Below are 26,780 nucleotides of genomic sequence, written 5' to 3' on the forward strand. Positions count from 1 at the left end.
TTTATCGAATAAATGGCTGTGAAACTGACAAGTACAGCTGCTTTATGATGATTTAGTAAACCTATTGGTCGTTAATTTTAGGTTGTGTCAAATAAAAAGTGAGCCGTTATTTTATGAGCCATACTTTTACCAACTTTCCTAAAAAAAATAATTTAAATCAGTCCCCCAATTTTCATTGCCTAACCCCAACTTTTTGCCCACCTTTGAGTAAAATAAGTTTGAAACCAGGTAACGTTTACACAACAATTTCTAACTAATGAATTTGTTCACAACTTACAAAGCAACTTCAAACTAAAGGTTAATAGCTAAAAGCACCGATCTCTAGGGACTTGAGGCTTAGAAGCTATCGACTCTTTAAATACTTACTAACTCATCATGCAAATACATTTCACCATCAAACGATTGGGCAAGAAACGCCCCTTTATTCAGCGCAAAGCTATAGACATAGAGGGCACCTATGATCAACCTTATGCCTTGCAAACCATCCTCACCCAAATAGTGACTCAACAGGTAACCGAATTTAACCAGCGCCGCGAAGAGAAATCATTGTTTACTTTCTTAAAAGAAGATGCCATTGCCGAAGAAGCACAAACAGGTAGGGTAAAGTTTGGGGCAATCTACAACGCTGAACAAGCACAACTCGACAAGGCTATAGAAACGGTGTTACTTGCCTTTGAAGATGGACTGATTGCGGTGTTTGTCGATGACGACCAAATAGAAGATATAAGCCAAGTAGTCACGGTTACCCCTGACACGGTGTTTACTTTTGTACGTCTCACGTTTTTGGCAGGCAGAAGTTGGTAAATAGTTGAGAGCTTTTTAGTCGGTAGTCGGGAGCTTTTAAAAACTAACAACCTTTAGATATTGAAGGTTTTTATAACAAAATTATAGGTATCTAATAATCAATGTTTCCCTGTCATTGTTGTGAACTGTTAAGCGACGCAAAAAAACATCTATGGGTTGATGACTAATTTGCAGATATGAGAAAATTACTGACTATCATCTACCAATTGATGACAAATAAAAAAATACCTATCACTTAATCAATCCAAAAAAGAATGGATATTCAAGCACTACTTAAAGAAAAAAAGATTGAAGACAAATTTGAAAACCTGCACCAGCTTTTGCTGGACAATTTCAAGGGCAAAACCACCACAATTACCAAAGTCGAGGCTGAGTTGGGGTTGATTTTACTCAATTGCTTTTCAAACCTGAGAGAAAACTACGACCCTGAAAAACCTGAAGAAGAACAGGAACACTGGCAATATACAGATCAAATTGCAGTCGATGATTTACGTTTCAAAAAATTACAAGAGTTTAATCAAAGTGGTAATATTTGGGAAGCCCACATGGGATTGCTCAAGTTATGTTTTGGTGAAGCCTTGCTCCCTTTTGTGCAAGAAGCGTTAACGATGTTTCCTCAATTGATGTACCAAACGGGTTGGTACCGCCGTTCGTTTCGTGCCCCCCAGCGCCAAAAACTACACTTGGCACGTCAGGCAAACTTTATTGTAGGTTTGTTGAACCAACTCGACTATGACCTAAGCTTGCAAGAGTATGCTTTGTATGTAAACCCATATTACAACAGTGAACTGTGTTATATATTGGCGGCTGCCCTTAACCAACAAGAGGCTAAAATCACCGAATTGCTGCACGACATTGTATACAATCGCCACGAAACTGCCAAGGTAAACCGTACAGTGATCAAGGCAATGCTGTTGAGCAATCGTGAAGAAGCTTGGGAAGCAGTAGTAAAGTTATTATTATCGGCACAGCGGCAAGAGGGCTTGCGTCAAACCATTTTAGAGTGCCTGGATGAAACTTCTTTAGGTGCTATGAAAACCCTGATAGGAGTAATAGTAGAGCACAAACTGGCGCGTTTCTCGTCGGTAGTGCGCGCTGTAGACGTTTGGGCAGGTTTTGGTTGGGAAAGTGAGCGAGAAGCCACTGTGAGGCGTTTTCTTGAGCTTGCCCACGAGTATTTAAATGACCAAAGCAAACTACCCACAGCAATCAAAAGTAAAGACAATGCCGAGGTATATATGGCGCTATGGGCGCAAGGAGTGCACGACATAGACCAAAGTTTCCTGTTGGCCGACCAGGTATTGGACAAAGCAGGCATAGAAAAAACTGCCTTGGTATTGTATTTTATTGCTCAGGCAGAGTTGTCAGAGGTAAGCCTGCATTATGGTTTGCAACATATCAATAGTGAGCATTTATTGGTATTGGCAGCTACTATTCCTTTGCTCAGGGGCAATATAGATGCATTAGATACCGCCCAAAAACGCAGTTTATACACTCAGTTAGAGGCTCAACTGGAGTGTGTGCCTGCCAAAACCAAAACTATAGAAGGCAAGGTGTTTTCGTGGTTGAAGTTTAGCATCGACCAAGGCGATATTTACGGGTTGATGATTGATTTGGTTGATTTTGAAAATGAAGAGGAAGTAGCCCACTTATTGACCCATTATAAATTAATGCCTATCAATCAACGCGACAGTGTGGCGCGTAATTTATTGCCCGATTACCATGGCTGGAGTTTCGATGAAAACAAGACCCGCCCAGCACTTACTGCCCAACAAAGAGATTTTGCCTTTAGTATACTCAAAGATCGTAGCGACTCGATAAGAACTGCTGCTTTGCGTGCCCTGCAAAATGCCGAAATGGTTGCCGATGAGTTGGTTGTATTTGAAGAAATGCTCAAGCGTAAAACGGCTGACTTACGCAAAAGCCTGATAGGTATTTTGCTGAAGCAAAAAGATGAAATGTTGAAAGGGGCGACCAGTAACCTGTTGAAGGCTAAAAACCAGGAACAACGCCTTGCTGGACTCGACCTGTTGCTAAACCTAAAAACCCGCAAAGACTTTGATACTGCCTGGGTAAACGAACAGGCGCAGGCTTTTGCCGAAAACCCCAAAGTAACTGCTAAAGAAGAGGTGATTTTAGAAACACTCGTTTCTGAACAATCGGCTATGCTGGAATACAACGCCGAAAATGGATTTGGTTTGTATGACCCCGCAAATGTAGCAGCGCCTGTTGAACCTGCCTTGCCTACTAGTGGTGAGTATATAGAAAAAACCAAAAATAACGTGTATGGTTTAAGCCAATCTCCTGAAAAAATACTGAAAGCCTTAGAAGCACTGAAGGCGCTATATTTGGCAAATCAAGAACACGAATATAGTTACGAAAATTGGGATAAAAGCGTGACCCAAGGTTTGTTGGGCAATGAGTTTAACGCCATTAAACGCGATACCAAGGAGATGACCAATGAAGAACAGTTTTATAACTACCCACTCGCCAACGTTTGGAAAAAATGGGTGGAAGATTATAAAATAACGCCTTGCGATTTGTTTTTGCTCAACCTCACCTCAAGATTGGTAGACTATATAGAGGACAAAGAGGAACCTCAGATCAAGAAGAATGATATCAAAGAACTGGATAAAACAGCAGATAAAATAGCTCAGTTAGTGTATATAGCACCTGTGCCCAAAGCAGGTAAAAATTACTGGCGTAACCCAGTGGTTGATATTCTGGAAATTTTACCGTTGGTGTTCCCCTATGAGGCTCAAACCGAGTATTTAGAAGGACTTTGTCAAACGGTATTTTGTAATATTCACCCTGATGATGTGCACAAACTTGCCGAAGAAAAAACGAGTTGGGGACATTCTTACTGGCATACTTGGCGCAACCTTGACCGTGTAAGTCAGGTATACGACGCCTACTATGCCAGGGTAAACCAAATGAGTGATGAACAGTTTAAGGTATTCTGGCAGTTAGAAAAGTGGTACAACGCGCATATTCCTACCAAACATCCTTACCCCAACAACTATGTAGCTTCATTGCATCACTATAGCCGGGCGTATGCTTTAGAGCTGATTGGTCGCGATGAGCTTATGGGACGTGTCATGCAGCCTGATGCAATTGGTGAATTGACAGGCAAAATGAAGCCGGAAGATAAGTACGAGGTTAGGCGCGTATTCCCTTTCTTGATTGATATGGCAGCCGAGGCGCGTACCCGCATTTTGGAAATAGAACTCAAGCGGGGTGATTCATCTACGGCAGTAACCCAACTTGCCCAAAATATTCAACAAATGTTTGGTATCCAGTACTTTGTAGACATATTGGTGGCTATGGGTAAAGATAACCTACACCGAGGGTATATCTATAGTTGGGGTGATAGAACTTACAATAAAAAAGAAATTTTGAGTACTTTGCTTAAACGTTGCCACCCTGCCAAAGACGAAACACAAGCAATATTTGATGAAAAAGTAACTGCTGCCAAAATTAAAGAAAAGCGCTTGGTAGAAGCTGCGGCCTATGCTCCACAATGGTTACCTTGGGTAAGTCAACACCTAGGCTGGAAAGGGCTGGAGTCAGCGGCGTGGTGGTTGCACGCCCATACAAATGCCCGCCACGACTCAGAAACCGAAACCGAGGTAGGCAAATACTCTAAAGTGGCTATGCAAGACTTTAGCAACGGAGCAGTAGATATTGACTGGTTCAAGGCTGCTTATAAGGCATTGGGCAAAGCCCGCTGGAAAATGCTCTACGATTCGGCAAAATATATTTCAGACGGCAATGGACATAAACGTGCCATGTTGTACGCCGATGTGATTTTAGGGAATACCAAAATTACCGAAGTGCGCAAACGGGTGGTAGAAAAACGAAACCAAGACTATTTGCGGGTATATGGTTTGGTGCCTTTGAGCAAGAAAAACTACGAAGCTGACATGTTGAAGCGTTACCAATATTTGCAAAAGTTTAAGAAAGAAAGCAAGCAGTTTGGTGCCCAACGCCAAACCAGCGAAGGACTTGCGGTGCGTATTGCTATGGAGAACCTGGCCCGTACAGCGGGCTTTAGTGACCCTATTCGCCTGACTTGGGCAATGGAAACCGAAGAAGCCCGCACCATACTCGACAATGCCGAAGTACTGGCGTTTGGCGATGTACAAATACGCCTGGAAGTAGACGAACATGGCAAGTCGAGTTTAAGCATTACTCGCAACGACAAAGCACTGAAAAGCATTCCGACAAAGCTCAAAAAAGACAAAGCAGTAGTGGCTTTGAAAGAGTTTAACAAAACCTTGCAAAACCAGTACAAACGCACTCGCCAAAGCTTGGAAGAGGCAATGGTCAATGGTGATGCATTTAATCTGGGCGAAATACAAACCCTGATGACTCATCCGGTAGTAGCACCTATGCTCCGCAAATTAGTGCTCAAATCGGGCGAAACGTTGGGCTTTTGGCAGGATGATAAACTAGTGGATACTGAGGGTAACTTGCAAGATACAGCAGATACTTTGCAGATAGCCCATTGTACCGATTTATACGCCAGTGGGCAGTGGGGAGTGTACCAGGCACATTGTTTTGCCCAAAAAATACAACAACCGTTTAAGCAAGTATTCCGAGAGTTGTATGTGCCTACCGAGGACGAACTAGGCGAAAAAGCGGTGTCGCGTCGTTATGCCGGACACCAGGTACAACCGCAAAAAACCGTGGCATTGCTCAAAACCAGGGGGTGGACTGTAAACTATGAAGAAGGCTTACAGAAGACCTATCACAAAGAAGGTTTCATTGCCCGTATGTATGCCTTGGCAGACTGGTTTACTCCAGCAGAGGTTGAAAGTCCTACCCTGGAAACAATAGAGTTTACGGACTTAAAAACCTGGAAAAATGTGCCTTTTGATAAAATCAACCCACGTATTTTTTCTGAAGTAATGCGTGATATTGATTTGGTAGTAAGCATTGCCCACGTAGGTGACGTAGACCCTGAAGCAAGCCAGTCTACTATAGAGCTACGAGCTGCCATTGTGCGTGAAACGGTACGTTTATTTAAACTAGACAATGTCACCCTCAAGGGGAAGCATGCCTTGATCAAAGGGGGTAAAAATGATTACTCGGTGCATTTGGGTAGTGCCATTGCCCACAAAATGCCAGGGGTAGCCTTGTCTATTTTGCCTGTACACTCGCAGCACCGTGGGCGTATGTTTTTACCCTTCTTAGACGAAGACCCTAAAACTGCCGAAATTATGTCTAAAATCTTGTTACTTGCCAAAGAGCAAGAGATTCAAGATCCCACGATTTTGCAGCAGTTGTAGAGTTAGTTGGGAGTCGGGAGTCCGTAGTCGGGAGCTTCTATAGCTTTTAGCTACAAGTGGGCTTTTGAGTGATTTTAAAGTGTTGGTTTTGGGCGGGAGCTTGACCAGCACTTTTTTTTGTGGGGCAAATGCGTAATAATTATTATAGACTGCTTTAGTATTTTGGGTTTTTTTGCGAAATTGATGTCTGGCAATTGACAAATCCTTTATGACAAAAAAACTACTACTTTCCAGCCTTTTGTTTACCCTTGCAATGCTTTTCTCAAATTTGCAAGCGCAAAACCTGCCACCTGCGATAGATAGTTTGCTGCGAGAGGCAAAAAGCCAACAACAGCAAAAACAATATGCTCAAGCCCAAAAACTCTACGAACAAGCTCGCCAACAAGCCAACCAAATAGGCAATGCCAAACTAGTAAAACAAATAGAGACAAGTTTGCAGCAATTGCCGAGTGCTTCGTGGGCTGGAGACATTTTCAAATTGTTGTTGGCTTCTAACAAATACAAAACTACTCGTTATATCCTGCTTATTTTGGTTGCCTTGGCGAGCTTGGTTTATACCTCTTTGAAAATTTATTTCCTTTGGTGTGAAAAACGCATTGCGAAGAAAATACCCAGTTTTTATGCGCCCACTCAAATCAAAAAAGCACGCCGTTATTATGTACCTACCCAGTGGCAAAACATTCCTCCCTCACGAGAACAAGAGCTAAGAGATGCCACCATTGCCCGCGAAAAGGTCTTGCCCTATTTTATAAAACAGGTGTTTAAGCACAAGGTTGATCAAAAGTTTTTTTTGGTGTTAGGGGGCTCAGGAATGGGCAAAACCACCTTCATGATCAACCTCTTTTTTAAAGCCCAAAAAAAAGACTACAAGATTTATTTGTTTCATATAGCCGCCAACCATACTTGGGAAAAAATAGCCCAAATAAAAGCCAAAGGTGAACACGAAGAGGCAATTTTATTGCTCGATGCCTTCGATGAAGACTCTGCTGCGGTAGAAGCATACAAAAAACGCCTACACGAGATTATTCAATTGACCCAAGATTTTAGACAGGTAGTCATTACTTCTCGTACCCAGTTTTTCCCCTCCGAGCAAGACATTGTGATGGAAACCAAAATACGTGTAGATGAAACTTATCGTGTGTTACACAAAATGTATTTGTCACCCTTCAATGAGACTGATATAGGCAAATATCTCCGTAAAAAATACGGAAGAACTTGGCTAAAACCTTGGAACTCTGCTAAAAAACGCAAGGCAAAAGCCATTGTAAAGAAGTCGCCTCACCTAGTAGTGCGCCCCATGATATTGGAATGGGTAGATGATTTGCTCAAAAACGCTGAGTGCAATTATGCATATGCCCATGAGGTATACCAAACAATGGTAGAGAAGTGGGTAGAGCGAGAAGCTGATCGCGTAAGCATTGACAAAAGAGAAGATTTTAGAGAAGCCTTGCATCGGTTTTCGCGGGCATTGGCGGTGTATATTTACCAATACCCCGTGCAAGGTGAGTATATTATAGAGCAAAAGGCAATGCAGGAGTTTGCACAAAACCATGATATTCAGTTCAGTGATTTGGAAATGAAAACCCGATCCTTGCTCAACCGTAATGCTATTGGGCAATACAAGTTTGCGCACAAGTCTATCCTAGAATATTTTCTGGCACTTGAGGTTGTAGAGAACCCCGTTTTTGCTGTGGCTTTTAGCGAGGCGCTTCAACCTTATGGTGAGGCTTTACCACAGTATCAAGGGATGAATCAGGCTGCAGAATTTGTGAGGGAGTTGTATGAGGTTATAAAACCTGGCTTAATGTATAATAAAGCGGCTAAAGATGGCTCAATTACGTCGCTAAATATTAAAATAGAAGGAACTTTTCGGGTGGTGGGCAATGATCAAGATTTTCCTTTTGACTTTTTTAATTTTGGATTGGTACATCACATTCAAAAAATAGCGATACAGCCAAGTTTCCCTGGTGGTGATAATGGTGTTATGAGTTTTCTCAAGGAGTATTTAAACATAAAGGTACTTAAATATCTTCATCTTGAAAAGTTTAATTTAAACGAAGATAGTTTCTTATTTGTTGATTTCACGTACCTTGAAAGCTTGGATATTAGAGGTAGTAAAATCAAAAAGCTGAGTTATCTTCAAAACTTACCCCAACTTAAAAGGCTTTTTTTAAACATAAATGAAATGACAGACTTGAAGCCCTTGGTTAAATTAACTAATCTACTAAGACTTGATTTGGGTAAGAATATGCTATTGAGTGAGGTGTTCAAGGAACAAAATACGGCATATTTAGAGTTTTTGGACAAAAACATAAAATCATTAATACAGTTAAGGTATGCACTAAGGTATTGGAGTGAGAAAATAAATGTTTATGAAAGAAACGGAGATTTAGACCTTCAACAAATAAATACAATAAGAGAGCAAATTAGAGGGTGTTGGCAAATCATGGAAGATAAACTATATGTATTTAACCAAATTCACCCTGAAAAAGCAAGGGATGATATAGATGAAGTTGAGAAAATACTAGCACCACGAATATTGGGTGAAGAGATTGAACAAGTTGTAAGAAGTTTATCTTCGTTTTCTTTTGGAGTGGAACATTGGATAAATTTGGGTGAGATGGAAAGACAAATAATGAAGAAATTAGAGTATCATTACTACCAACAAAAACAAATAGAAATGCTCCAAGAGGCCCTGCCCAACTGTGAAATTACTTGGGAATTGCCAGTGGAAGGTGTTTAAAATTTCCCCACCATTAGAAAAAATACTCATCAAAAATGCAGCTCGACCACATTGTTATATTAGTCAATAACCTGGAGCAAGCCGTGGCTGATTATACGGCACAAGAGTTTACGGTGAGCCCTGGAGGTACCCATGCGGGAGGCATTTCGCACAATGCCTTGATTCATTTTCAGGATGGAACCTTTCTGGAGTTACTGGAGTTAAGGGCAACACCCCGCACCAGTTTTTTGCGCCGAATGCACGAACAAGGTTTGTTGAAGGCATACCAACAAAGCGCCAAATATGGAATGGCGCACCGTTTTTATGGTCGTGCACTCGATTTGCGTAAGCACCAACCTCAAGCTGAGGGTATCACTGATTTTTGTTTATTGGTTTCTAATCAAACACACGCTCACCTGAAAGATCGTTTACCACTCACTCCACCTTTTGGCGCCAGCCGCAAGCGCCCTGATGGAAAAACCGTGCACTGGCAAATGTATACCCCAATAGATAATGATGTATTGCCTTTTTTTAGGACTGATTACCAGCCCAAAATGGTGCGTCCACCTGAGGCTTTACAACACGCCAATGGAGCGTTGGGCATACATAAGGTATGTGTGTATATAGATGATTATGCTCAGGTAGTGCAAAGCTATCGGCAGTTATTGCCAGAGGTGATACCTAACACGAGTCCAGATACTACCTTATTTGAGTTAGCAAACGGAAGCATAGAAATTATAAATGCTGTAACAACTACCCGTACCTACGAAATGACTCAGGCTCAAGCCAAAGGCATTGGCAGGTTTGGGGTAGTGCTCAACACTGATGAAGGATATATACTTATGTAAATAGGTTGATTTACTGCTTTATCAAAGATTTGTAAATCAGCACTGTACCCAATTTGATTTGTAACATATATTTACCCGCAGGCAAGCCCTTTACCGACAAGGTTGGCGTAGTACCAGCGGCAAATGTCTGGGTTTTTATCTGTTTTCCGGTGGTGTTGTATAGTTTTACCAATATTTTTTGTGATTGTTTGGCAGGCAAATCAATCCTTACCTGATCAGTGGCTGGGTTAGGGTAGACTACAGTTTGACTGGCAAGTTTTTGATCTTCTGGCGTGCCCACATATACCAGGCTTTGCAATTCTCCTGGTTCCGACTCTCCGTACCTGTTATAAGAAAATACCCTATAATAATATTGAATTCCTTCTTTAAGATCAGAGTCTTGGTAAGTGATTACTGTCAGATCATTGATATCGGCAATTTCTTGAAAGTTATCTGTATTTCCGTCCGATCGCTTTATCCTAAAACCTTTCACGTTGCTAATGTCACTTGGTGTAGCCCAATTAATGGTGAGAGCATTACGGGTAGTGTTGGTAGTGGTAGCAGGCAATATTACTGGAGTAATGTTTACATCAGTAGGCGAACTGGGTGGTTTCACCGAAACACTCTTTAAGTTAATGGTATAAGTGGCTTCGTCCGAGTCGTTACTGCCAATGGTCACTTGAGCGGTTTTGGAACCTAAACTAGTACTTACAGGAGCAAAGTTTACCTTTATAAGCGTAGAGTCTTCACTATTGACAACAGAGGCAGTCGCAGATAAGTCAAGATTAAACTCGCTGGCATCAGCACCAATCAAACTTGCCAAAGGGCTTCCGTTAAGGGTTAGGTTTGCTTGTCCTTGGTTCTTAATGTACAACTCTACACCACGTACATTCAATGCCGCAGTAGTATCAATCTCGATAGTTTCGCCTGGGAGTATTTCTTTGCCATCATACAACACAGCTATTTCGGGCGTGGCAGGTGCAGCAGCTGTTCCTGTAAGGTTAATGGTATAAGTTCCTTCATCAGAGTCGTTGCTACGAATGGTCAAAGTACCAGTTTTGCTACCAGTGGTGGTAGGCCTGAAGTTTACCTGAATGGTAGCAGCACCTCCCACCGGAACCTCAAGGCTAGATAATGAACTGCTGATGCTAAAATTGGTGTTACCCGATGATATGGTGGGTTGTTCGGTCAAAGTAAGTGGCACAGGTCCCGTGTTTTGAATGGTGAGCGTTTGTTGAAGGGCATTGGTACCCAAGGTATAGCTGCCCATATTTACCGTGCTGTTGTTGGGTTTGTCAGTGCTAAACTGATCCTGTACATTGATTTCGGGTTCGGCACCTTGCCCCGTAAGGGTGATAGTATAAGTTCCTTCGTCAAAATCATTACTTGCAATAGTAATCGTAGCGGTATGGTTGCCCACCGAAGTAGGGGTATATTCTATGGTAAAAGAGGTGTTACCTAGTGCTGCTACAGTGCTACCTACTGCTGGTTGATTACTTACTTTAAAATCACTACTGCCCGAAATGTTTACTACTGGGTCGCCCTGGAGGATAAGCGCAGCACCAGAAGAAACATTTAGAATGGCCAATGTTTTTGGCGAAGCTTTGTTAATGGCCTGTATTCCAAAATTGACTGAGCCACCACTGGCGATACTTGAACCACTGTCTTGTATATCTATTTCTGGAAGTTCGATTACCGTAACTTTAAGCGGAAAAACAAAGGTGCTCTGGTTACAGTCGTTGGTAAGTATAGTGATATTGTTGCTGTATTCACCTGTAGGTTTATTGATAGATAATTGAAAAGTAGTGGTTTCGCCCGGAGGAAGCAGCGTAGCAGTGAATGTAGCCAAGGTATAGTCGTCATTGTTTTCAGCTAATACATCAGAGATGTTAAGTGTACCAGTTCCCGTATTTTTTATGGTATAAGCCAAAGTAAGCGTTTGATTGGCAGGTATGGGTCCTACATCGGTGTTGTTGGAGGGGCTTATGCTGCCTCCATTGTTTATGGCAATTCCGTTGCCCAACACTTCTAAGGCTGCAGGCGAGATTGTACTACACACATTGGTGCGTTGGTTGGCTGGATCAGCGTCTATAAAGTTAGAAGCAAGCCCGTTTAATAGAAAGGCGCCTAAGGTTCCATGATTATTTCCCGTGGCGTCGGTTACTTGGGTAATAGTGATATTATTGCCATAAGGCAATCCCTCGTTCAACTTATAATAAGCAATGAGGCATGAAGGTAGAGGGCTAGCCAGCTTACAATCGTGAAAAGTATTAATCTCTGTATCGCTTCTGATAATTTTCCAAATTTTTACATTGCTTATTGCCCCGTTCAAATACGCGGAACCTTTGTCTATATTCCCCCCAATCCACACTGGGTCGTCATTTGTGGTGATATTGCTAGACAAATTTACACTGTTATCTAGAGTACCATCGATGTATAGTCGTAGGTTTTTTATAAGAGTTGGCCTACCATCAAATACAACGGCTATGTGGTGCCACTTACCATCGTTGAAGTCTACACTGCCAGACGCAGTCAATTCACCCCCTTGGTACAAAAATGATGCTCTGGCACTGCCTCCATCTTCTTTGAGGTTGAGCTCCCAGGCATCGTCTCCTTTGGTGATAATACCTTTGGCTTCGCCAGTAGTCAAAGGGTTGTCGAGTCTTACCCAGCACTCCATTGTCAGCTCATCGGTAAAGTCAAAGTTGGCTTCATTAGAAAGTATTATGTGATCATCGAGCCCGTCAAACGAAAGCCCTCCGTTGAAAGTAGCATTGTTTTGAAAAGCATAAGCCGCGCCTGCTTCGGTGATGGGAGTGTTACCATTGGCATCTTTAGTTTCGGTAGAGGCGCCTACTATGGCATTGTCATCATCTATAGCTACCGAGTTACCAAACGCTGCATTTGCCTGTCGGTCTTTTGCTACTATTTTTTTTGTTTGTACCCAGGTTCCCACAGCGTCTAAATGAAAAATATAGGCGGCTCCTGCATCATTTAAATTACCTTCATTGTTTGCGTCCTCATCTTCTTTTTGGGCACCTACTATAATATTATTGCCAGAAACTCCCACGGCACAGCCAAAATTGTCTTGTACTTTACGCTCTCTTGCCACTAGCTTGGCTTCATAATTCCAAATGCCTCCAGTTTCACGTTTAAATACATAAGCTGCTCCAGCATTGTCTAAAAGGTTGCCCCCCAGGGCATCTTGGTCGTCGTTGTGAGCGCCTACTACTGCTATGTCATTGTCTATAGCTACCGAAAAACCAAACTGGTCGTTAGAATCCTGGTCACCTGCCTGGGCAGTGACGGCGGCTTTTTCTTCCCATCCTCCTCCTCCAAGGCGTTCAAAAATGTATGCTTTTCCTGCGCCTCCATTTTTAAAAGGTGCCCCCACTATTAAACGTTCTTTGTGTATGGCTACCGAATAACCAAACCTGTCACCAGAGATGTTGTCACTTGCTACTATCTTGTCTTTTTCTTCCCATACAGTAGTGGAAAGGTTTCGCTCAAACACATAGGTGGCTCCTGCGTTGCTGTTGTGGTTGTTAGCCCCTACTACAGCATAACCATCACTGGTAATACCCACCGAAAAACCAAACAAATCAGAGGCGCCCCCATCACTGGCAATCAGCCTCTCTTTTAGATTCCATTTATCTGATCCGGTGTCATACTCAAAAACATAAGCTGCTCCTTTGTTTGAGTTGTCTAATGCTGCCCCTACAATCAAGTAATCGTCCGAAATGCTGACTGCGCTTCCAAATTGGGCATTAGCTATGCGGTGGGGAGAGGGAGCTACTATTTTTTGATGAAATGTCCAGGTTCCAGTACCTTGTTTTTTGAATATATACACTGCTCCAGAGTTGTCCAGCGAATTAGTATCGTTTTCGTCTTCATCTTCCAGTTGGGCACCTACTACAGCAAAGTTACCGGAAACACTGACCGAGTTACCTAACTGGTCGCTGGCAAAGCGTTGGTTGGCTACCCCTTTAAATACCTGCACAAAGTTTTGAGACTGTGTAGGAGCAGTCAATGCACTTACTATCGCCAGTGTAGCGATACATTGATAAAAATAATATGGAAGTTTACTGATGAGAGTGTTGAACATTGAGTGTTTCATTTTTTGAATGAAATAGTATTATTAAATGTGTTTGATAATATTGAATAGTGCAATGATTCTGGATGTTTGGGGCAATTATACGCCATCTTATTATTTCAGACGTTGATAGCGTAGGATAGTTATACAAAAATACAACACAAAGCCTAATTTATGAAGAAATTGATAGGCTGTGTTGCCTATTTGTGGGTTTGCCAATGAGCGTAATGCAGGTGTAGAATTTGGTAGCTTAGAATTCAAAATAAATATTGAAATTGTACCAACACTTTTTGCCAACAGGTATAAATACTCCTGATACTTTTGTAAATCTTTCGATTCTTGGTATTATTGACCTCTAAAAAATATCGAATAAAGGCTACTTATGCGTTTTGTTAAAACGAAAAAAATTGCAAGGGTTGGTAAAATTGTCCAAACTTTAGTAAAGTATGGATTTACAGATGTGATAGATAGTACTGCGCTTGGTAAGCTGGTCGCTACAGGAAAAGAACCTTCTGAAGGTTCTATGGCTTCTTACTCCAAGTGGGAACGCATACGCATGGTGGTAGAAGAGCTAGGCCCTACGTTTATCAAACTTGCTCAACTGTTGAGCAACCGCCCCGATGTTTTGCCCGCCGAACTTATCACCGAGTTTGAAAAACTACAAGACAAAGTGCCTCCTTTTGATGTAGAGGTTGCCAAAAAAATGGTAGAAGAAGAATTGAATAAACCTTTAGAAGAGGTTTTTTCTTATTTCGACCACCAAACCCTCGGATCAGCTTCGATTGGGCAAGTGCATCGTGCCCGCCTCAAAACCGGAGAGAATGTAGTAGTAAAAGTACAGCGTCCCAACATTATCAATCGGGTAAGAACTGATTTGGCGCTCTTGCGTGACTTTGTGAAAATGAGCGAAAACTACTTCAAACGATTAGGCATACTGAACCCACTGGAAGTAGTAGAAACTTTCCGCGAAGCCATTGAAAGCGAACTGGATTACTCTAACGAACTGGGCAATATGGAGCAGTTTCGTAAGATATACCGCAGTTACCACAGTTTTTATATACCCAAACCCTACAGCCAATATTCTACAAAAAAAGTACTGGTCATTGAGTTTATCAGTGGGTGCAAAATTACCGATATACCACAGCTGGAAGCTTGGGGACTGGTGCCCGAAAAAGTAGCCGAAAATGGGATAGATGTTTACCTTACTCAAATATTTCAGACGGGGATATTTCACGCTGACCCACACCCTGGCAATATCATCATTCGACCCAATGGGGTAGTAGTACTCATTGATTTTGGAATGGTGGGCAGGCTTACCCAAGACCATAAAGTGGGTTTTGCCGGAATGCTCATTGGTTTGGCGCAGCAAAATGCCCACGCAATGGCTACCAATATTCAGAAACTTGCTATAGGCAGTGAAATAGTTGATTTACAGCTGTTTCAGCAAGACATACAAGAATTGATTGATTACTACTTTGCCTTGCCCGATGAAGATTCTACGATTTCGGCATTTTCGGGACGTTTTCAACAGGTAATTTATAAATATAAACTGTCGGTACCTGGGTCGGTATTTCTAATACTGAGAGCCTTGGCTATATTAGAGGGCATAGGCACGGTGTTACACCCCAATTTTCAAACCCTGGAGTTTATCAAACCCTATGGTACCAAGTTACTTGCCGAGCAGTTTTCTTTCAAAAACATTCGCACCAGCGCCCAAACCAGCTTCTCTCAGTTGCTTTCTCTTTTGTATGTATTTCCTACCGAAGCCCGCTACATTCTTAAACAATTGCGATCGGGTAAAATACATATCAATTATGACATTCAAAACCCGCAGCTTTTTCTCAATAAAGCCGACTCTATTACCAATCGGTTGGTACTTACCTTGTTGATTTGTGCTTTGATGCTTTCGTCTTCTATTGTTATGACGGTGAATTTTGGTAAAAAAATGCCTGCACCTTATGGAATGCCTTTGGTGAGTCTCATTGGTTTTGGACTGGCTACTTTATTAAGTATGGTTTTGTGGCGAATGGTGCGTAAACGCAAGCCCAAAGAGGAGGAGCTTTAGATAAAACCCTGACAAATAACGACTTCATTGCCAGGGTTCAATCACGATTATTTTTTATATACTTTGGCAAGCTTTAGGGCAAAACTATGCATTTTTACCCCATTCGAGTTAGACCAAACCCCTTTGTACCAACCCTTGGCGCTCAGGCCACTAAACGAACCAGTAAATTTTCGGCTACCGTTTTGAATTACATATTCATTCACCGTCATTTTTTTTGTAGGGTGGTCGTAGCTTCCTACAAAGCTAATTGTGCCATTTTTGCCTGAGCCATAATAGTATTCACCTGCCACACTGCCATCGTTATCGTCCCAATAAAACCCCATGGTGATGGATCGGGTTTTCTGGCCAATTTTCATAGTACCTTTATACAAAAAATGCAAAGGTTTTTTCCAACTTACTTGGGCAAAAGAAGTAGTAGTGGTGACCATCATGCCGCCCATAAAAAATGCAATGAGTAATATTTTGGAAAATTGTTTCATAATTGTAATTTGTTTAAGGTTGCAAGGTTTGAGTTACAAATGGTTGTTTATTGCTATTAGAGGTTAATCAATGTAAATACAGGTTGTTACTCCCTAAAAATTAACCTGATACTGAAGTACCCACATCCCTTTGCTTTCTGTATTTACGGATTCTCCAGCGTTATTGGTGGTAAATATGGGGCGGTTTTGGTAAACTGCCGACACTTTCGACTTGTGTCCGCTTATCAACCAGTTGGCGCCCAACTCCCACATTATTACTGCATCTTTAAAGGCGTCATAGTTAGAGTATTGTAATACACCAAATGGCTGGAGGGTGCCATACTTGCCCAACAAGTCTTTGGCAAACAAGTACCCTACTTGTGAATACACCGTATTGCCCGAACCTATCATAGGAAAACCATTGCCCGAGCCATTGATAGAGGTGTTGGTTCCGGTGGCGGGGTTCATAACGCCTACATTGCGGAAATAGTTGAAGCCCATATCAGTACTAAAAAATCCGGCATAAGCCGTGATTGCATTACCTTGTTTGCTCAACGGATAGTCAAAAAATGCATCTACTGCCCATAGTGTCAGGTCTTGGCGAATGGTATCCGATGCATTATTGGTGAGGCGCCACATAGCGTTGGGTTGATAAATGATGCCTCCACCAATAGTAAATACTTTTTTTGTGCCCAAATAGCTTCCAGTATTATAAGGGGTACGATTAGACTCATGTTCCATCAATTGGTACTTTACATACGCCTGGCTTTGTACCTGGGGTGGGTCGGCGCTAAAGTTGGTAGCAGTAGTGGGAGCATCATACACTGCCAATGGCTTACTCAGGGCTACCCGATAGTCTATTTTGCCTATTTGCCCCTTGGCATAAATGCTTAGCTTTCGCAAAAACTGGTCGGTTTGATCAGCCGTAGATTGCTGGAAAAGGGGCGTATCCAGTGCTAGTAAGCTACCAATGCTGGGCGAGGCATACCGGGCAAAACCGTTCCAGGCAGTAAGCCCCATACCCAAGTGAAACGCCCGGTTTGTGTGGTATTCCATGAGGGCATCATGAAAAAACGCCCCTGATTTACGAGGGCCTTGGTAGCTAAAGTTGTTTTGCCCAAACTGGGTGTAAAAAAACACCTGATCAGTTATTTGTCCAAACAATTGTAAACGGGTTCGACGCAAGCCAATGTCAAACGTGTTGGGTTCGGTAATGCCACTGGTGGTGCCAGGGTTGTTTTCGTTGTAACGTACCCATACCTGGTTCAAAAAAGTAAGCCTGACATAGTGTGAGCCATCCTTATTTAAACGAAACTTAATTTTGCCATCGTCCAGCAATGGGTTTTGGGCAAAGGCAATCCCGGAAAGCTGTAACATTAGAAAAAACAAAAAAGTGGTGTAGTAACCTTTTTTTGATCGAGTCATTTCAGTTTTTTTTGATGATTCTACAAAAGCAATTAGAACCCGTAAAGCTATGAAACTTAAGCTTGTCTGCAAATTTATCATCTGGCTTGTGCCTAAATCTGTGTTTAAGTCTTACATTCAGTACTTTACATTAGATGAATAGCCTTAAGGCTGGCATGTTACAGATGCTTTTTTTACTTGGGGTTATCATTTAAAAAAGTGCTTAAGTATTGAAGCTTTGCTTTTCATTTTAGGGGCAAATTTTTAACTTTCCGAATACTTAGTAACGTGTTCGCCCCGTAAACGGGATTTCGGGCGTAGCCCTCAACAATAACCCCGATAAGAAACCGGGACTTTGAAGCTGTCCGGTTTAGAATAAATCCGCTTTACTGCCTTTCGTTATTTTTATTGCCCGTAGCGCTGCTACGAGCGCAAAAAATGCCTCAGTCAGTCGTGCGTATTTACCCTAAAAAACAGAAACTTATTTTGAACACGTTACTAACTAAAGCGAATCCTTTATGAGAAAAACTTTTACTTTACTATCACTTGTTGTGTGGATGTGTAGTTTGGCAAGTTGTGGCTCAAGCACAAAAAAAGGCAATACCGAAGATACCACTACTATCATCACATCGGTAGAAAATGAACGTACACCCCAAAAGCCCAAAACAGACCCAAGGGTATACAACGATTTGGCGCGTTATATAGCAGGGTTAAAGGGCAAACCAGGCAGCAAGTACGCTCAATATGAAAAAGATAAAGCCTGGGACAATTATGCTAAATATACCACCGCCTTATGGAAAAAGGTGACAGACGAAAAACTGCCTGTAATGATAGATTGGCAGAAACAAGAATTGCGAAAAGCCAATAAAAACGGAGGCACTTTGCTTTACCCTTTTAGCGGCGCCGATTTTTTGCACGCGTGGGTGTTTTTTCCAAAAGCCGAAAAAACTGTCATGATGGGTTTAGAGCCAATTGGGTCGTTGCCCCAAGGCGAGCAAATAGCGAAAGAAAAACCTCAAAACTATTTCAACAACCTGGCTGCTTCGTTGAGTAGCGTATTAAATTTTAGTTTTTTTAAGACCAAAGAAATGGCGTATGTGTTTAGTGGCAAAGCCGACAAACGCCTTGATGGAACCTTGCCCACTATTTTATTTTTTATGGCACGCACCCATCACAAAATACTGGACTATGAAAAAGTAGCCCTGAGTAAAAATGGTCACATTATCAGCGCCAGCGAAGTAAAAGCCTCCAACCCTGATCAGGACACTACTGTTTATGGCAACAAACTGGTATACCAGGCAAAAGACGATAACACCAAGCGCACACTGTATTACTTTAGTGCCAACCTTGCCGACAAAGACTATGATGGAATGCCAGGTTTGAGCCAACGCGAAGATTTAATGAATTTTTTGAACGGGCTAAGCATCAATGCTACTTTTCTCAAATCTGCTTCTTATCTGATGTACAAACCCTACTTCAGCATCATTCGACGCACTATTTTACGCAAAACAAGTTACTTGCTTCAAGACGATTCGGGCATCCCGGCCAAGTATATGATAGAAGACAACAAGTGGGCACTTACTTTTTATGGCAAATACATAGGCCCTATAGCTTTGTTTGCCAACTATACCCAACCTGAGCTAAAGTCTGCCTATGAACCCCTGAGTGGCGAAAAAGTGCGTCCGTTGCCTTTTGGTATTGGCTACCAATACAAAAAGGGCACTTCAAACCTGATGCTTGCCAGAGAGAAATCATTGTTTGAATAAGTGATCTGGAAAAAATAAGATGTGCCAATTTATGAAAATATATTGTTCTCAGACGATTCAAAAAAAACGGTGCATAGCCAAAGCTATGAGGCTTTTTTTTTGAGAAGAATGAGGGCAATAGATACACTTTAATGGCTCAAATTATTTATGAAAGATCACTAAAGATATTTTTTCATCACAACCATTAAACTTTTACTGTATTTACACGTCTGAGTGCATTAGCTTGTCTAAACAGGTTGATTACATAAGACTTATTATGAATGCATCAAAAATTATGAGCAAAACTATCCTACAAGTACTGGCGTGGCTGTTGTTGGCTACCTCAGTTGGGCTGGCACAGCAAAAGATAGACTCAGTGGTAAAGTTGGACTCTTTGACCAAAACTAAAGAAGACTCCCTGATTCAAAACAAAAAAGCGAAAGCCGACTCGGTAAAAAAGCGAATGGAGGTAGAAATTGATTCGCTTAAGCAAGTGGCCGACTCATTGAGTAAGGCAAGTATTAGTTCGGGCAACAAAGAGGAACGTAAGCGGCTAAGCGCAAAGTCGGATTCGATCAAGGCGCTTGCCGATACGCTTACCAAAGAAGCAGACTTGACTTACCTTAAGGCAAGTGCCCGCCCGGTGGTACTCGACAAAGATACCTTGTTTTATGTATACGAAAACCTAGGACCTTACTCTGCCGAAGACAGGGCAAGTAGTGCCGAAGCGCGCCTACGCGAATTGGTGGCAAGGTTTAATTATAATCCTGATTCGCTCAGGGTGGGTAAAAGCCAAACCACCTGGAACATTGTCTATGGCAGCAAGGTATTGTTTAGTGTGTTGGCCAACGAAGCCAAACTACAAGGGCTGAGTCAGCAGCAAGTAGCCGAGAACTATCTCAAGATTATCAAACCAAAAATCATTGTTTTTAGAAAAAAAAGTGTGGTACGCAAGTGGATTGCTGAAATAGGTTGGGTAATATTGATCCTGGTCATTGTGTACGTCTTGTATCGTGCAATGAATGTGTTTTTTAAGTATGCCCTCAAGAAAACGTATGATGCTAGAGAAAAATACTTCAATGGAATTACGATCAAAAACTATGAAGTACTTGCCCCTCACCGACAATTACAGCTGGCGTTTTTGGTAATAAAAACGATACGTTTGGTTACACTACTCATTGTGTTGTACCTGACCTTGCCCCTTATTTTTAGCATTTTTCCGGCTACCAAAGGCATTGCCAGTACCTTGCTGAGCTATATACTCGATCCATTGCGTCGGGCGGTTACCAGTATTATCAACTACATCCCTCACTTGTTCGAGATTATTGTCATTGTAATAGGTACCCGTTATTTGCTCAAAGCAATGCATTACTTTGCCAATGAGGTAGCCGAAGGTAAGTTGGTCATCAATGGTTTTTATGCCGATTGGGCGGCTCCTACTTACAACATTGTGCGGGTAATTGTATACGGGTTTATGTTTGTGTTGGTGTTTCCTCATTTGCCAGGTTCCGACTCGCCTATTTTCAAGGGAGTATCGGTGTTTTTTGGGGTCTTGTTTTCGTTGGGTTCATCTTCAGCCATCTCAAATATTGTGGCGGGGTTGGTGATTACCTACATGCGTCCTTTCCAAAAACATGATCGAGTAAAAATAGGAGATGTAATGGGCGATGTGATAGAAAAAAGCTTGTTGGTGACCCGTATTAAAACCGTGAAAAACGAAGAGATTACCATTCCTAACTCTAGTATTCTCAATGGGCACACCATCAACTTTACTTCGTCTAAACAATACCTCATTCATTCTACCATTACCATTGGGTATGACGTACCCTGGAGACAAGTACACGCGTTGTTGATAGATGCAGCGGATAATACCAAATACATTTTGCAAAATCCGCCGCCCTTTGTGTTGCAAACCAGCCTCGACGATTTTTATGTGAGCTATGAAGTCAATGCTTATATAGGTGATACAACCAAAATACAAGAAGCACATTCGGCCATACATCAACACATTCAGGACAAGTTTAACGAAGCAGGCGTAGAGATACTGTCGCCACATTACCGCGCTGTGCGCGATGGCGGGCAACAAACCAACCCTGCCGAATATTTGCCCAAAGATTACCAATCGCCTCCTATTAAGGTGAAAAGAGTTGATTAGGTCTGTTTATGAAACACAGAGTAGGCACAAACACTTTTCGCTTGTGCCTATCATTACAGAAGCATGTTGCTTCCTGTTTTTGCAAAACAAATGTGTCTATTATATCACTAGTAAAAATATTATAAAGTTGAAACTACATGGACACAAGCCTAGAGGTTTGTGTCAAAGGTAAAGATTAGAATAATTTGAGTTGTCTGCCATGTTTTTTGTCGATGCGATCAAGAAGTATTTGCTTTACTTTTAAAAACTCATTCTTTATAGAGGATTTAAGTATATGGTTTTCTTTTTTACTTAAAATTTTCTCTTGAGAAAGAACTATATCTGTAACTTTAAATTCAAACTCTGATTTATTTGCTTCTTTCTTTTTCAAGTCAGGAAAGCCATACTGTATATCAAATTCTCCTTCTAAATTGTTTATCTTAAAATGAAATTTAGCGTGAATCTCTGTAAAAATTAGAGGTTCATGATATTTTTCATTTTTTATGTAATTAATATCTTGTAGGCTATGTCCACTAAAAAGTGAGTGCTCTACTTTATTTTTTAAATCTTTTAAATCTTCTGGTATAATATCTTTATTATTTTCGGATATAATGAAGTGAATATTTTCAACATCTTTAAACTCAATTATATCACTTTCTCTATCAGTAATTTCAAAAAAACTAAATAAAAATTTTGCTCTGCTTTTATTTTCAAATTCACTTGCAAGAGCTTTTTCTAAAGCAAAATCGTGTTTTAATACCCCTATTTTTTGTAGGTATTGCTCTAAATATAAAATAACTTCATTTCCAATTTTTTTATTTTCTGTTGAAGTTGCAACGACATCTATTCTTGTATTGTTATTTCCATGATATTCTTGTGCAGGGTTAATAACAATTTCTGTATGGTTATTAATATTACTATATGCCCAGTCTTTGGTTAACTTTCGGTTTTTTGTGTTAATTCTAAGTATTAGACGTCCATCATCTGTAAGTATGAAATTTTTGATAGAGTCAATAGCAATATTAGGAGCAATTTTTTCAATTATATCTTTTATAGGTATAGATATATTGCTATCTATTATGGTTTCTGTTAAATTTACCTCTTCATTTGTGATGATATTATTTGATGTTATAATTTCTGAGCTTGCTTTAGCAGAATGCTTAACTCTCAAGTACTCAAACTCATTAGGACTGATAAATCCTGTAGTTAAGAATGGAATTAAATCTTGTTTGTTTAAACTCTTATTTACAAATACTCCACGCCTACTAAGAATTTTTTGTAAATCATTTTTGTCAATATGAGAGTGAGTCAATAGTTGGCGTAATGCATCTCCATAAGGCAACATTTTTTCAATGTTAAAGTCCTGTTTACTTTGCTCAGAATCTTCTAAAGAGTTTACAACATCAGATAATATTTGAGACTGTTGTAGTTCGAAATCCCTGTAGCTGAGATTAAAACTTGCTATTTCAATCATTCTGTTAAAATTCTTTTCGGTAAAATCCATTAATACACTATCTTTAATAGATTTATGGTGTTGTTCTCTATAATTAGGGAAGCATAGTACTATTTTATTGCACCACCCTCGTGTGATTTCTTGTGCTAAACCTATTAATCTTCGACAACTGTCCTCTTCAAAAGCTTCATTTAATGCGAGTAGTAAGACTTTTTTATCATCTTTAATAGTTATTTTATAAGGTAAAACTCGGGAGTTTAAAAAGTGAGATGGGAGGGTTGAGCCTGCAAGGGCAGAGCGTCCATTGATAGAATCATTTAAGCCTGTATTGGGATAATAATACTCAACCTGATTTATATTATTGAAATAGGTTTTAATAAAAGTGTTTACCAAAAAGTGGAAGTTCGCTAGTTTATTGTCAACAACTTGTATCTTATCAAAATTTAACTTTAAGTCTTTATATTTTTCTCCAACAGAGTCAACTATAGAAAAGTTCTCATCTTTATCATGGGCAAGCCAAAAAATTATAATTTGGTGTTGTTGATGTAACGATTTATTGCTTTTGGTTATTTGCTGATACTGAGTATCTAAAACGAAACATTCTTGTGCTTTACAAATATCTGATACGTAGTTAATAAACTTTGTTTTCAGTCCTTGAGAAGAACTAGTGTTTTTTACAGATATATATAGCATTTCATTTGTATCAGCAATGAGATGGTTTGTCTGAAATGTAAAAAAATCAATTCCATGTTTACCTGCCTTGTGTTTTTTCTTGTTTTTACATTTGAAGGGGATATTTTCTACTCCATTCCAACCATAAATTTCTAAAAATTTTCGATTTGCTATTTTTTCACCATATTCGCCAATTGTTTTAGATTTTTCGCCCATTGTATTGTGTAGTTTTATTATTCAATATTTATAGACATCATTTTATATGATAAAATGCTTAAAAAGTCGGAAAATGACAAACTTGATGTCATATTTTACCTGTTAATATTCTTTTATGAAGGCAATACATTTCTTTTATAGCACTATTTTATTCTACTGGGTTTTTGCAGGGACGCCAACCCAAGCCCAAACTCCCCCCAACCTAATAGAGCAACTCCTGAAAGCCCGCCCTTATTGGTTTGGCAAAGTATTGAAAAATCCGGCAAAGTATGAAGTACAAATTTTGTATACCCAGATTAACCGTGACAAAAAAAACAAGCCCATTTACCAGGATTTTAGCTATAGGCTAAAGCCCGAAGCATACTTTAATCCGGCAAGTGTAGTAAAACTTCCCTTGTCGTTGCTTGCCCTGGAGAAAATGCATCAAACCAATTTACTGGGGGTAGACAAATTTACCCGAATGGGCACCAAAGCCAGTTATAAATGCCAGAAAAACGTGCCTGGAAACCTACCCAACGATCAAAACTACCCTTGCCTGGCGCGTTATGTAGAACAAATGATGTTGGTAAGTGACAACGATGCTTATAGTAGGGTGTTTGAATATTTGGGCTCGCAATATATCCAACAACGCCTTGCCCAACGCGGTTACCCTGACATGCGCATTGTGCGGAGGTTTGACGATGAGTGCGACAGTGTAACCAACCGCCACACCAATGCTGTGATTTTTTATAATGACCAACTCGAACCCATTCATTACCAGCCTGCCCGCTACGATCCCTCCCCGTTTAGGTTTCCTTGGGGTACGCTCAAAAAGGGGAGGGGTTACTTAAAAAAAGGCTACCTGATACGCCGCCCTCTGGATGTGACTTATAGTAATTATATTTCGCTCAAAGATGTACATCAACTCATGAAAACAGTCATGTTTCCCGAAGCTGCCCCGCCCCCTTACAGGTTTGACCTGCACTGGAAAGATTATCGTTTTTTGCAAAAGCGCTTGGGTAGTTATCCCCGCGAAGGCACCCTTACCCGTTACCGTGCGCCAAAATACTTTGACACCCACAAAAAATACTTGTACTATGGACGCAAAAAGGTGAGAGTAAACCCAAATATGCGTATTTTCAATATTGTAGGATGGTGGGCTGGTTATTTGGTAGATTCAGCCTATATTGTAGACTTTAAAAATGGGGTGGAGTTTTTTTTGTCAGCGTTGATTTATACCAACGAAAACCAGGTGTTCGATTATAAGTTTGAATATACCACCGTGGGTTTTCCGTTTTTAGCCCGCTTGGGGCAAACCATTTATCAGCATGAACTTAAGCGGGCAAAGCCCCGCAAACCTACCCTCAACCAGTTTAAATACTGGAAGTAAGTATCTATAAATTTATTGTGTAGTGTATGGATCAATCTAATGAGATTAAGAAACAGTTTTTTAGTATTTCTGAGGTAGCCAAAATGTTTGGGGTCAATGCTTCACTCATCAGATTTTGGGAATCAGAGTTTAACATTCTAAAACCCCAAAAAAACGCTAAAGGCGAAAGGCGTTTTGTGCAAAAAGACATAGAAGACCTCAAACTGATTTATTATCTGGTAAAAACCAAAGGATTTACTCTTGAAGGAGCCAAAGAGAGCATTCGCCAAAAGGCAGATGTAGCGGAGTTTCGTCAAAAAATGCAAGCACTGGAAAGCTTGCAAGAGATCAAGGTTTTTTTAGTAAACCTGAGAGATAGCCTCACCGATCAACCAATGTAATCGCCAAACCTAGCCATTCATCAATGATTCCGAAAGTTCCCAAAATAGAAGACCGAACGTATACTTTGAACGAAGTAGCTCAACTAATGGAAGTAAGCGATTACCTTGTGCGCTTTTGGTTGCTAGAGTGTAACCTTAAGGTGCAAGACACGGGCTACAAAACCTTTACTGGTCACGAAGTAACCTATTTGATGCAGATAAATAGGTTTAGTAAAGAAAATGGGGTAACGTTTGCGGTGGCAAAAAATGCTATAGACCGAGAAGTAGACCTGATTCAACAAAAAATGAGAGCGACCGAAAAACTTAAAAACATTAAACAGTTTTTTGAAGCTTTGCGCAACAACCTGAACTAAGATGAAAACCTTATTTATTTTTTTTATATTATTTTTTCCTGGGGTAGATCCACCTCCTTCTCCATCAGACACCTCCCGCCCCGAAGCACAGGCTGAAACAGGCAGACAGGTTCTGCAAAAAATAGAAAAACAAGTGCGTGAAAAAATCCCGCCCAGTCACTACCAAAACATGCATAAAAACAAAGCCACTCAGTTCAAAAGTCGACCTTTCCGAGCCAAAGGTGATGAAGAATTGGGGTCAGTCATTGGTGGGCTTATCATTGCTACTATAGCCACTGGTTTTATACTCCTGATCCGTTTTAACGTGCCTTTTGGCGTGGCTACCTTGATAAATTTAGGCTTTCATCTAATCTTGATATTGTTGTCATTATTGGGCATAGCTGCCGATAAAAAAAGAAGAGCCAATGAAAAACCTCCCAAGGCTAAAAATCTTGCTGGAGCCTTGGGAATAGGAGTTGTACGGGCAAGCAAAGGCTGTGCCTCGTCGGTGGTTGGTATAATGGGCGTAGTGCTATTGGTGCTATTGTTTGGCATTACTACCTTATTTTTGTATTTCGAGAGCACGGTGGTTTTTTTCGTTGTTGGAGGCGTTGCTTTGTTGGCAGCTTTTATGAGTCTTTTGAGCTACTTGTTTGGTTGGTAATACTGGTAGAGCCAGTCAAAAACAGAAATACAAAGGCAATATAAAATAAATAAGATGGATACAGTACCTTTAATACTTACGTTTCGCCCAAATGGGAATCAGAAAATGAAACTTGTTCAAGTCCTAAATAGGCACTTGGGCTTATTTTTAA

General features: G+C 40.7%; 15 protein-coding genes. 11 read left to right on the forward strand and 4 right to left on the reverse strand.

What is annotated here, in order from left to right; all coding sequences use genetic code 11:
- Window positions 1–375: 375 nt before the first annotated feature.
- The 4 genes from Q0954_RS10340 to Q0954_RS10355 all read left to right on the forward strand — a co-directional run bounded on the left by Q0954_RS10340 (window position 376) and on the right by Q0954_RS10355 (window position 9,665).
- Window positions 376–804, forward strand: coding sequence for a hypothetical protein (locus tag Q0954_RS10340; protein ID WP_299456505.1), 429 nt, complete (start codon window positions 376–378; stop codon window positions 802–804).
- A gap of 254 nt (window positions 805–1,058) precedes the next feature.
- Entirely contained in the window at window positions 1,059–6,095 is a 5,037-nt protein-coding gene (locus Q0954_RS10345; RefSeq protein WP_299456507.1) for a DUF4132 domain-containing protein, read from the forward strand.
- A 208-nt stretch (window positions 6,096–6,303) separates the two neighbouring features.
- Entirely contained in the window at window positions 6,304–8,838 is a 2,535-nt protein-coding gene (locus tag Q0954_RS10350) for a hypothetical protein (protein WP_299456508.1), read from the forward strand.
- Window positions 8,839–8,873: 35 nt separating this feature from the next.
- Window positions 8,874–9,665, forward strand: coding sequence for a VOC family protein (locus Q0954_RS10355; protein ID WP_299456509.1), 792 nt, complete (start codon window positions 8,874–8,876; stop codon window positions 9,663–9,665).
- Between the two features lie 10 nt (window positions 9,666–9,675).
- Here the strand turns inward: Q0954_RS10355 and Q0954_RS10360 are convergent, their stop codons facing one another.
- Window positions 9,676–13,749 (reverse strand): choice-of-anchor D domain-containing protein, encoded by a 4,074-nt coding sequence (locus tag Q0954_RS10360; protein WP_299456511.1) that lies wholly within the window; start codon window positions 13,747–13,749, stop codon window positions 9,676–9,678.
- Between the two features lie 370 nt (window positions 13,750–14,119).
- Between Q0954_RS10360 and Q0954_RS10365 the strand changes: the two genes are divergently transcribed.
- Window positions 14,120–15,802 carry an AarF/ABC1/UbiB kinase family protein gene (locus Q0954_RS10365; RefSeq protein WP_299456513.1) on the forward strand — a complete coding sequence of 561 codons (1,683 nt, stop codon included), beginning with the start codon at window positions 14,120–14,122 and terminating at the stop codon, window positions 15,800–15,802.
- Window positions 15,803–15,849: 47 nt separating this feature from the next.
- On the opposite strand, the gene Q0954_RS10370 is transcribed toward Q0954_RS10365, so the two are convergent.
- Together Q0954_RS10370 and Q0954_RS10375 are read right to left on the reverse strand one after the other, a co-directional pair.
- Window positions 15,850–16,281, reverse strand: coding sequence for a hypothetical protein (locus Q0954_RS10370; protein ID WP_299456515.1), 432 nt, complete (start codon window positions 16,279–16,281; stop codon window positions 15,850–15,852).
- Window positions 16,282–16,374: 93 nt separating this feature from the next.
- On the reverse strand, window positions 16,375–17,685 hold the full coding sequence (locus tag Q0954_RS10375) for a hypothetical protein (RefSeq protein WP_299456517.1): 1,311 nt from the start codon (window positions 17,683–17,685) through the stop codon (window positions 16,375–16,377).
- A 497-nt stretch (window positions 17,686–18,182) separates the two neighbouring features.
- On the opposite strand from Q0954_RS10375, the gene Q0954_RS10380 reads away from it, so the two are divergent.
- Window positions 18,183–19,430 (forward strand): hypothetical protein, encoded by a 1,248-nt coding sequence (locus Q0954_RS10380; RefSeq protein ID WP_299456519.1) that lies wholly within the window; start codon window positions 18,183–18,185, stop codon window positions 19,428–19,430.
- A gap of 274 nt (window positions 19,431–19,704) precedes the next feature.
- Window positions 19,705–21,564, forward strand: a complete 1,860-nt coding sequence (locus tag Q0954_RS10385) for a mechanosensitive ion channel family protein (RefSeq protein ID WP_299456521.1) — start codon at window positions 19,705–19,707, stop codon at window positions 21,562–21,564.
- Between the two features lie 175 nt (window positions 21,565–21,739).
- On the opposite strand, the gene Q0954_RS10390 is transcribed toward Q0954_RS10385, so the two are convergent.
- Window positions 21,740–23,884 (reverse strand): hypothetical protein, encoded by a 2,145-nt coding sequence (locus Q0954_RS10390; RefSeq protein WP_299456524.1) that lies wholly within the window; start codon window positions 23,882–23,884, stop codon window positions 21,740–21,742.
- A gap of 115 nt (window positions 23,885–23,999) precedes the next feature.
- Between Q0954_RS10390 and Q0954_RS10395 the strand changes: the two genes are divergently transcribed.
- From Q0954_RS10395 to Q0954_RS10410, 4 genes are read left to right on the forward strand one after another with little or no spacing between them, the layout of a single operon-like run.
- Window positions 24,000–25,253: a serine hydrolase gene (locus Q0954_RS10395; protein WP_299456526.1), complete on the forward strand. Its 1,254-nt coding sequence runs from the start codon at window positions 24,000–24,002 to the stop codon at window positions 25,251–25,253.
- A 26-nt stretch (window positions 25,254–25,279) separates the two neighbouring features.
- Window positions 25,280–25,633 carry a MerR family transcriptional regulator gene (locus Q0954_RS10400; protein ID WP_299456528.1) on the forward strand — a complete coding sequence of 118 codons (354 nt, stop codon included), beginning with the start codon at window positions 25,280–25,282 and terminating at the stop codon, window positions 25,631–25,633.
- 23 nt (window positions 25,634–25,656) lie between these two features.
- Window positions 25,657–25,986 carry a MerR family transcriptional regulator gene (locus Q0954_RS10405; protein ID WP_299456530.1) on the forward strand — a complete coding sequence of 110 codons (330 nt, stop codon included), beginning with the start codon at window positions 25,657–25,659 and terminating at the stop codon, window positions 25,984–25,986.
- 1 nt (window position 25,987) lies between these two features.
- A complete protein-coding gene (locus Q0954_RS10410) occupies window positions 25,988–26,629 on the forward strand; it encodes a hypothetical protein (protein WP_299456532.1) in 642 nt (213 codons plus the stop codon).
- The last annotated feature ends 151 nt before the right edge of the window (window positions 26,630–26,780 follow it).

It is taken from the genome of uncultured Microscilla sp. (genome assembly GCF_947493425.1).
GTDB lineage: Bacteria > Bacteroidota > Bacteroidia > Cytophagales > Microscillaceae > Microscilla.

Excerpts from the sequence above, each read along its gene's own strand:
- Q0954_RS10340 (WP_299456505.1), top strand. The coding sequence starts at position 376 with ATGCAAATACATTTCACCATCAAACGATTGGGCAAGAAACGCCCCTTT.
- Q0954_RS10345 (WP_299456507.1), top strand. The coding sequence starts at position 1,059 with ATGGATATTCAAGCACTACTTAAAGAAAAAAAGATTGAAGACAAATTT.
- Q0954_RS10350 (WP_299456508.1), top strand. The coding sequence starts at position 6,304 with ATGACAAAAAAACTACTACTTTCCAGCCTTTTGTTTACCCTTGCAATG.
- Q0954_RS10355 (WP_299456509.1), top strand. The coding sequence starts at position 8,874 with ATGCAGCTCGACCACATTGTTATATTAGTCAATAACCTGGAGCAAGCC.
- Q0954_RS10360 (WP_299456511.1), bottom strand. The coding sequence starts at position 13,749 with ATGTTCAACACTCTCATCAGTAAACTTCCATATTATTTTTATCAATGT.
- Q0954_RS10365 (WP_299456513.1), top strand. The coding sequence starts at position 14,120 with ATGCGTTTTGTTAAAACGAAAAAAATTGCAAGGGTTGGTAAAATTGTC.
- Q0954_RS10370 (WP_299456515.1), bottom strand. The coding sequence starts at position 16,281 with ATGAAACAATTTTCCAAAATATTACTCATTGCATTTTTTATGGGCGGC.
- Q0954_RS10375 (WP_299456517.1), bottom strand. The coding sequence starts at position 17,685 with ATGACTCGATCAAAAAAAGGTTACTACACCACTTTTTTGTTTTTTCTA.
- Q0954_RS10380 (WP_299456519.1), top strand. The coding sequence starts at position 18,183 with ATGAGAAAAACTTTTACTTTACTATCACTTGTTGTGTGGATGTGTAGT.
- Q0954_RS10385 (WP_299456521.1), top strand. The coding sequence starts at position 19,705 with ATGAGCAAAACTATCCTACAAGTACTGGCGTGGCTGTTGTTGGCTACC.
- Q0954_RS10390 (WP_299456524.1), bottom strand. The coding sequence starts at position 23,884 with ATGGGCGAAAAATCTAAAACAATTGGCGAATATGGTGAAAAAATAGCA.
- Q0954_RS10395 (WP_299456526.1), top strand. The coding sequence starts at position 24,000 with ATGAAGGCAATACATTTCTTTTATAGCACTATTTTATTCTACTGGGTT.
- Q0954_RS10400 (WP_299456528.1), top strand. The coding sequence starts at position 25,280 with ATGGATCAATCTAATGAGATTAAGAAACAGTTTTTTAGTATTTCTGAG.
- Q0954_RS10405 (WP_299456530.1), top strand. The coding sequence starts at position 25,657 with ATGATTCCGAAAGTTCCCAAAATAGAAGACCGAACGTATACTTTGAAC.
- Q0954_RS10410 (WP_299456532.1), top strand. The coding sequence starts at position 25,988 with ATGAAAACCTTATTTATTTTTTTTATATTATTTTTTCCTGGGGTAGAT.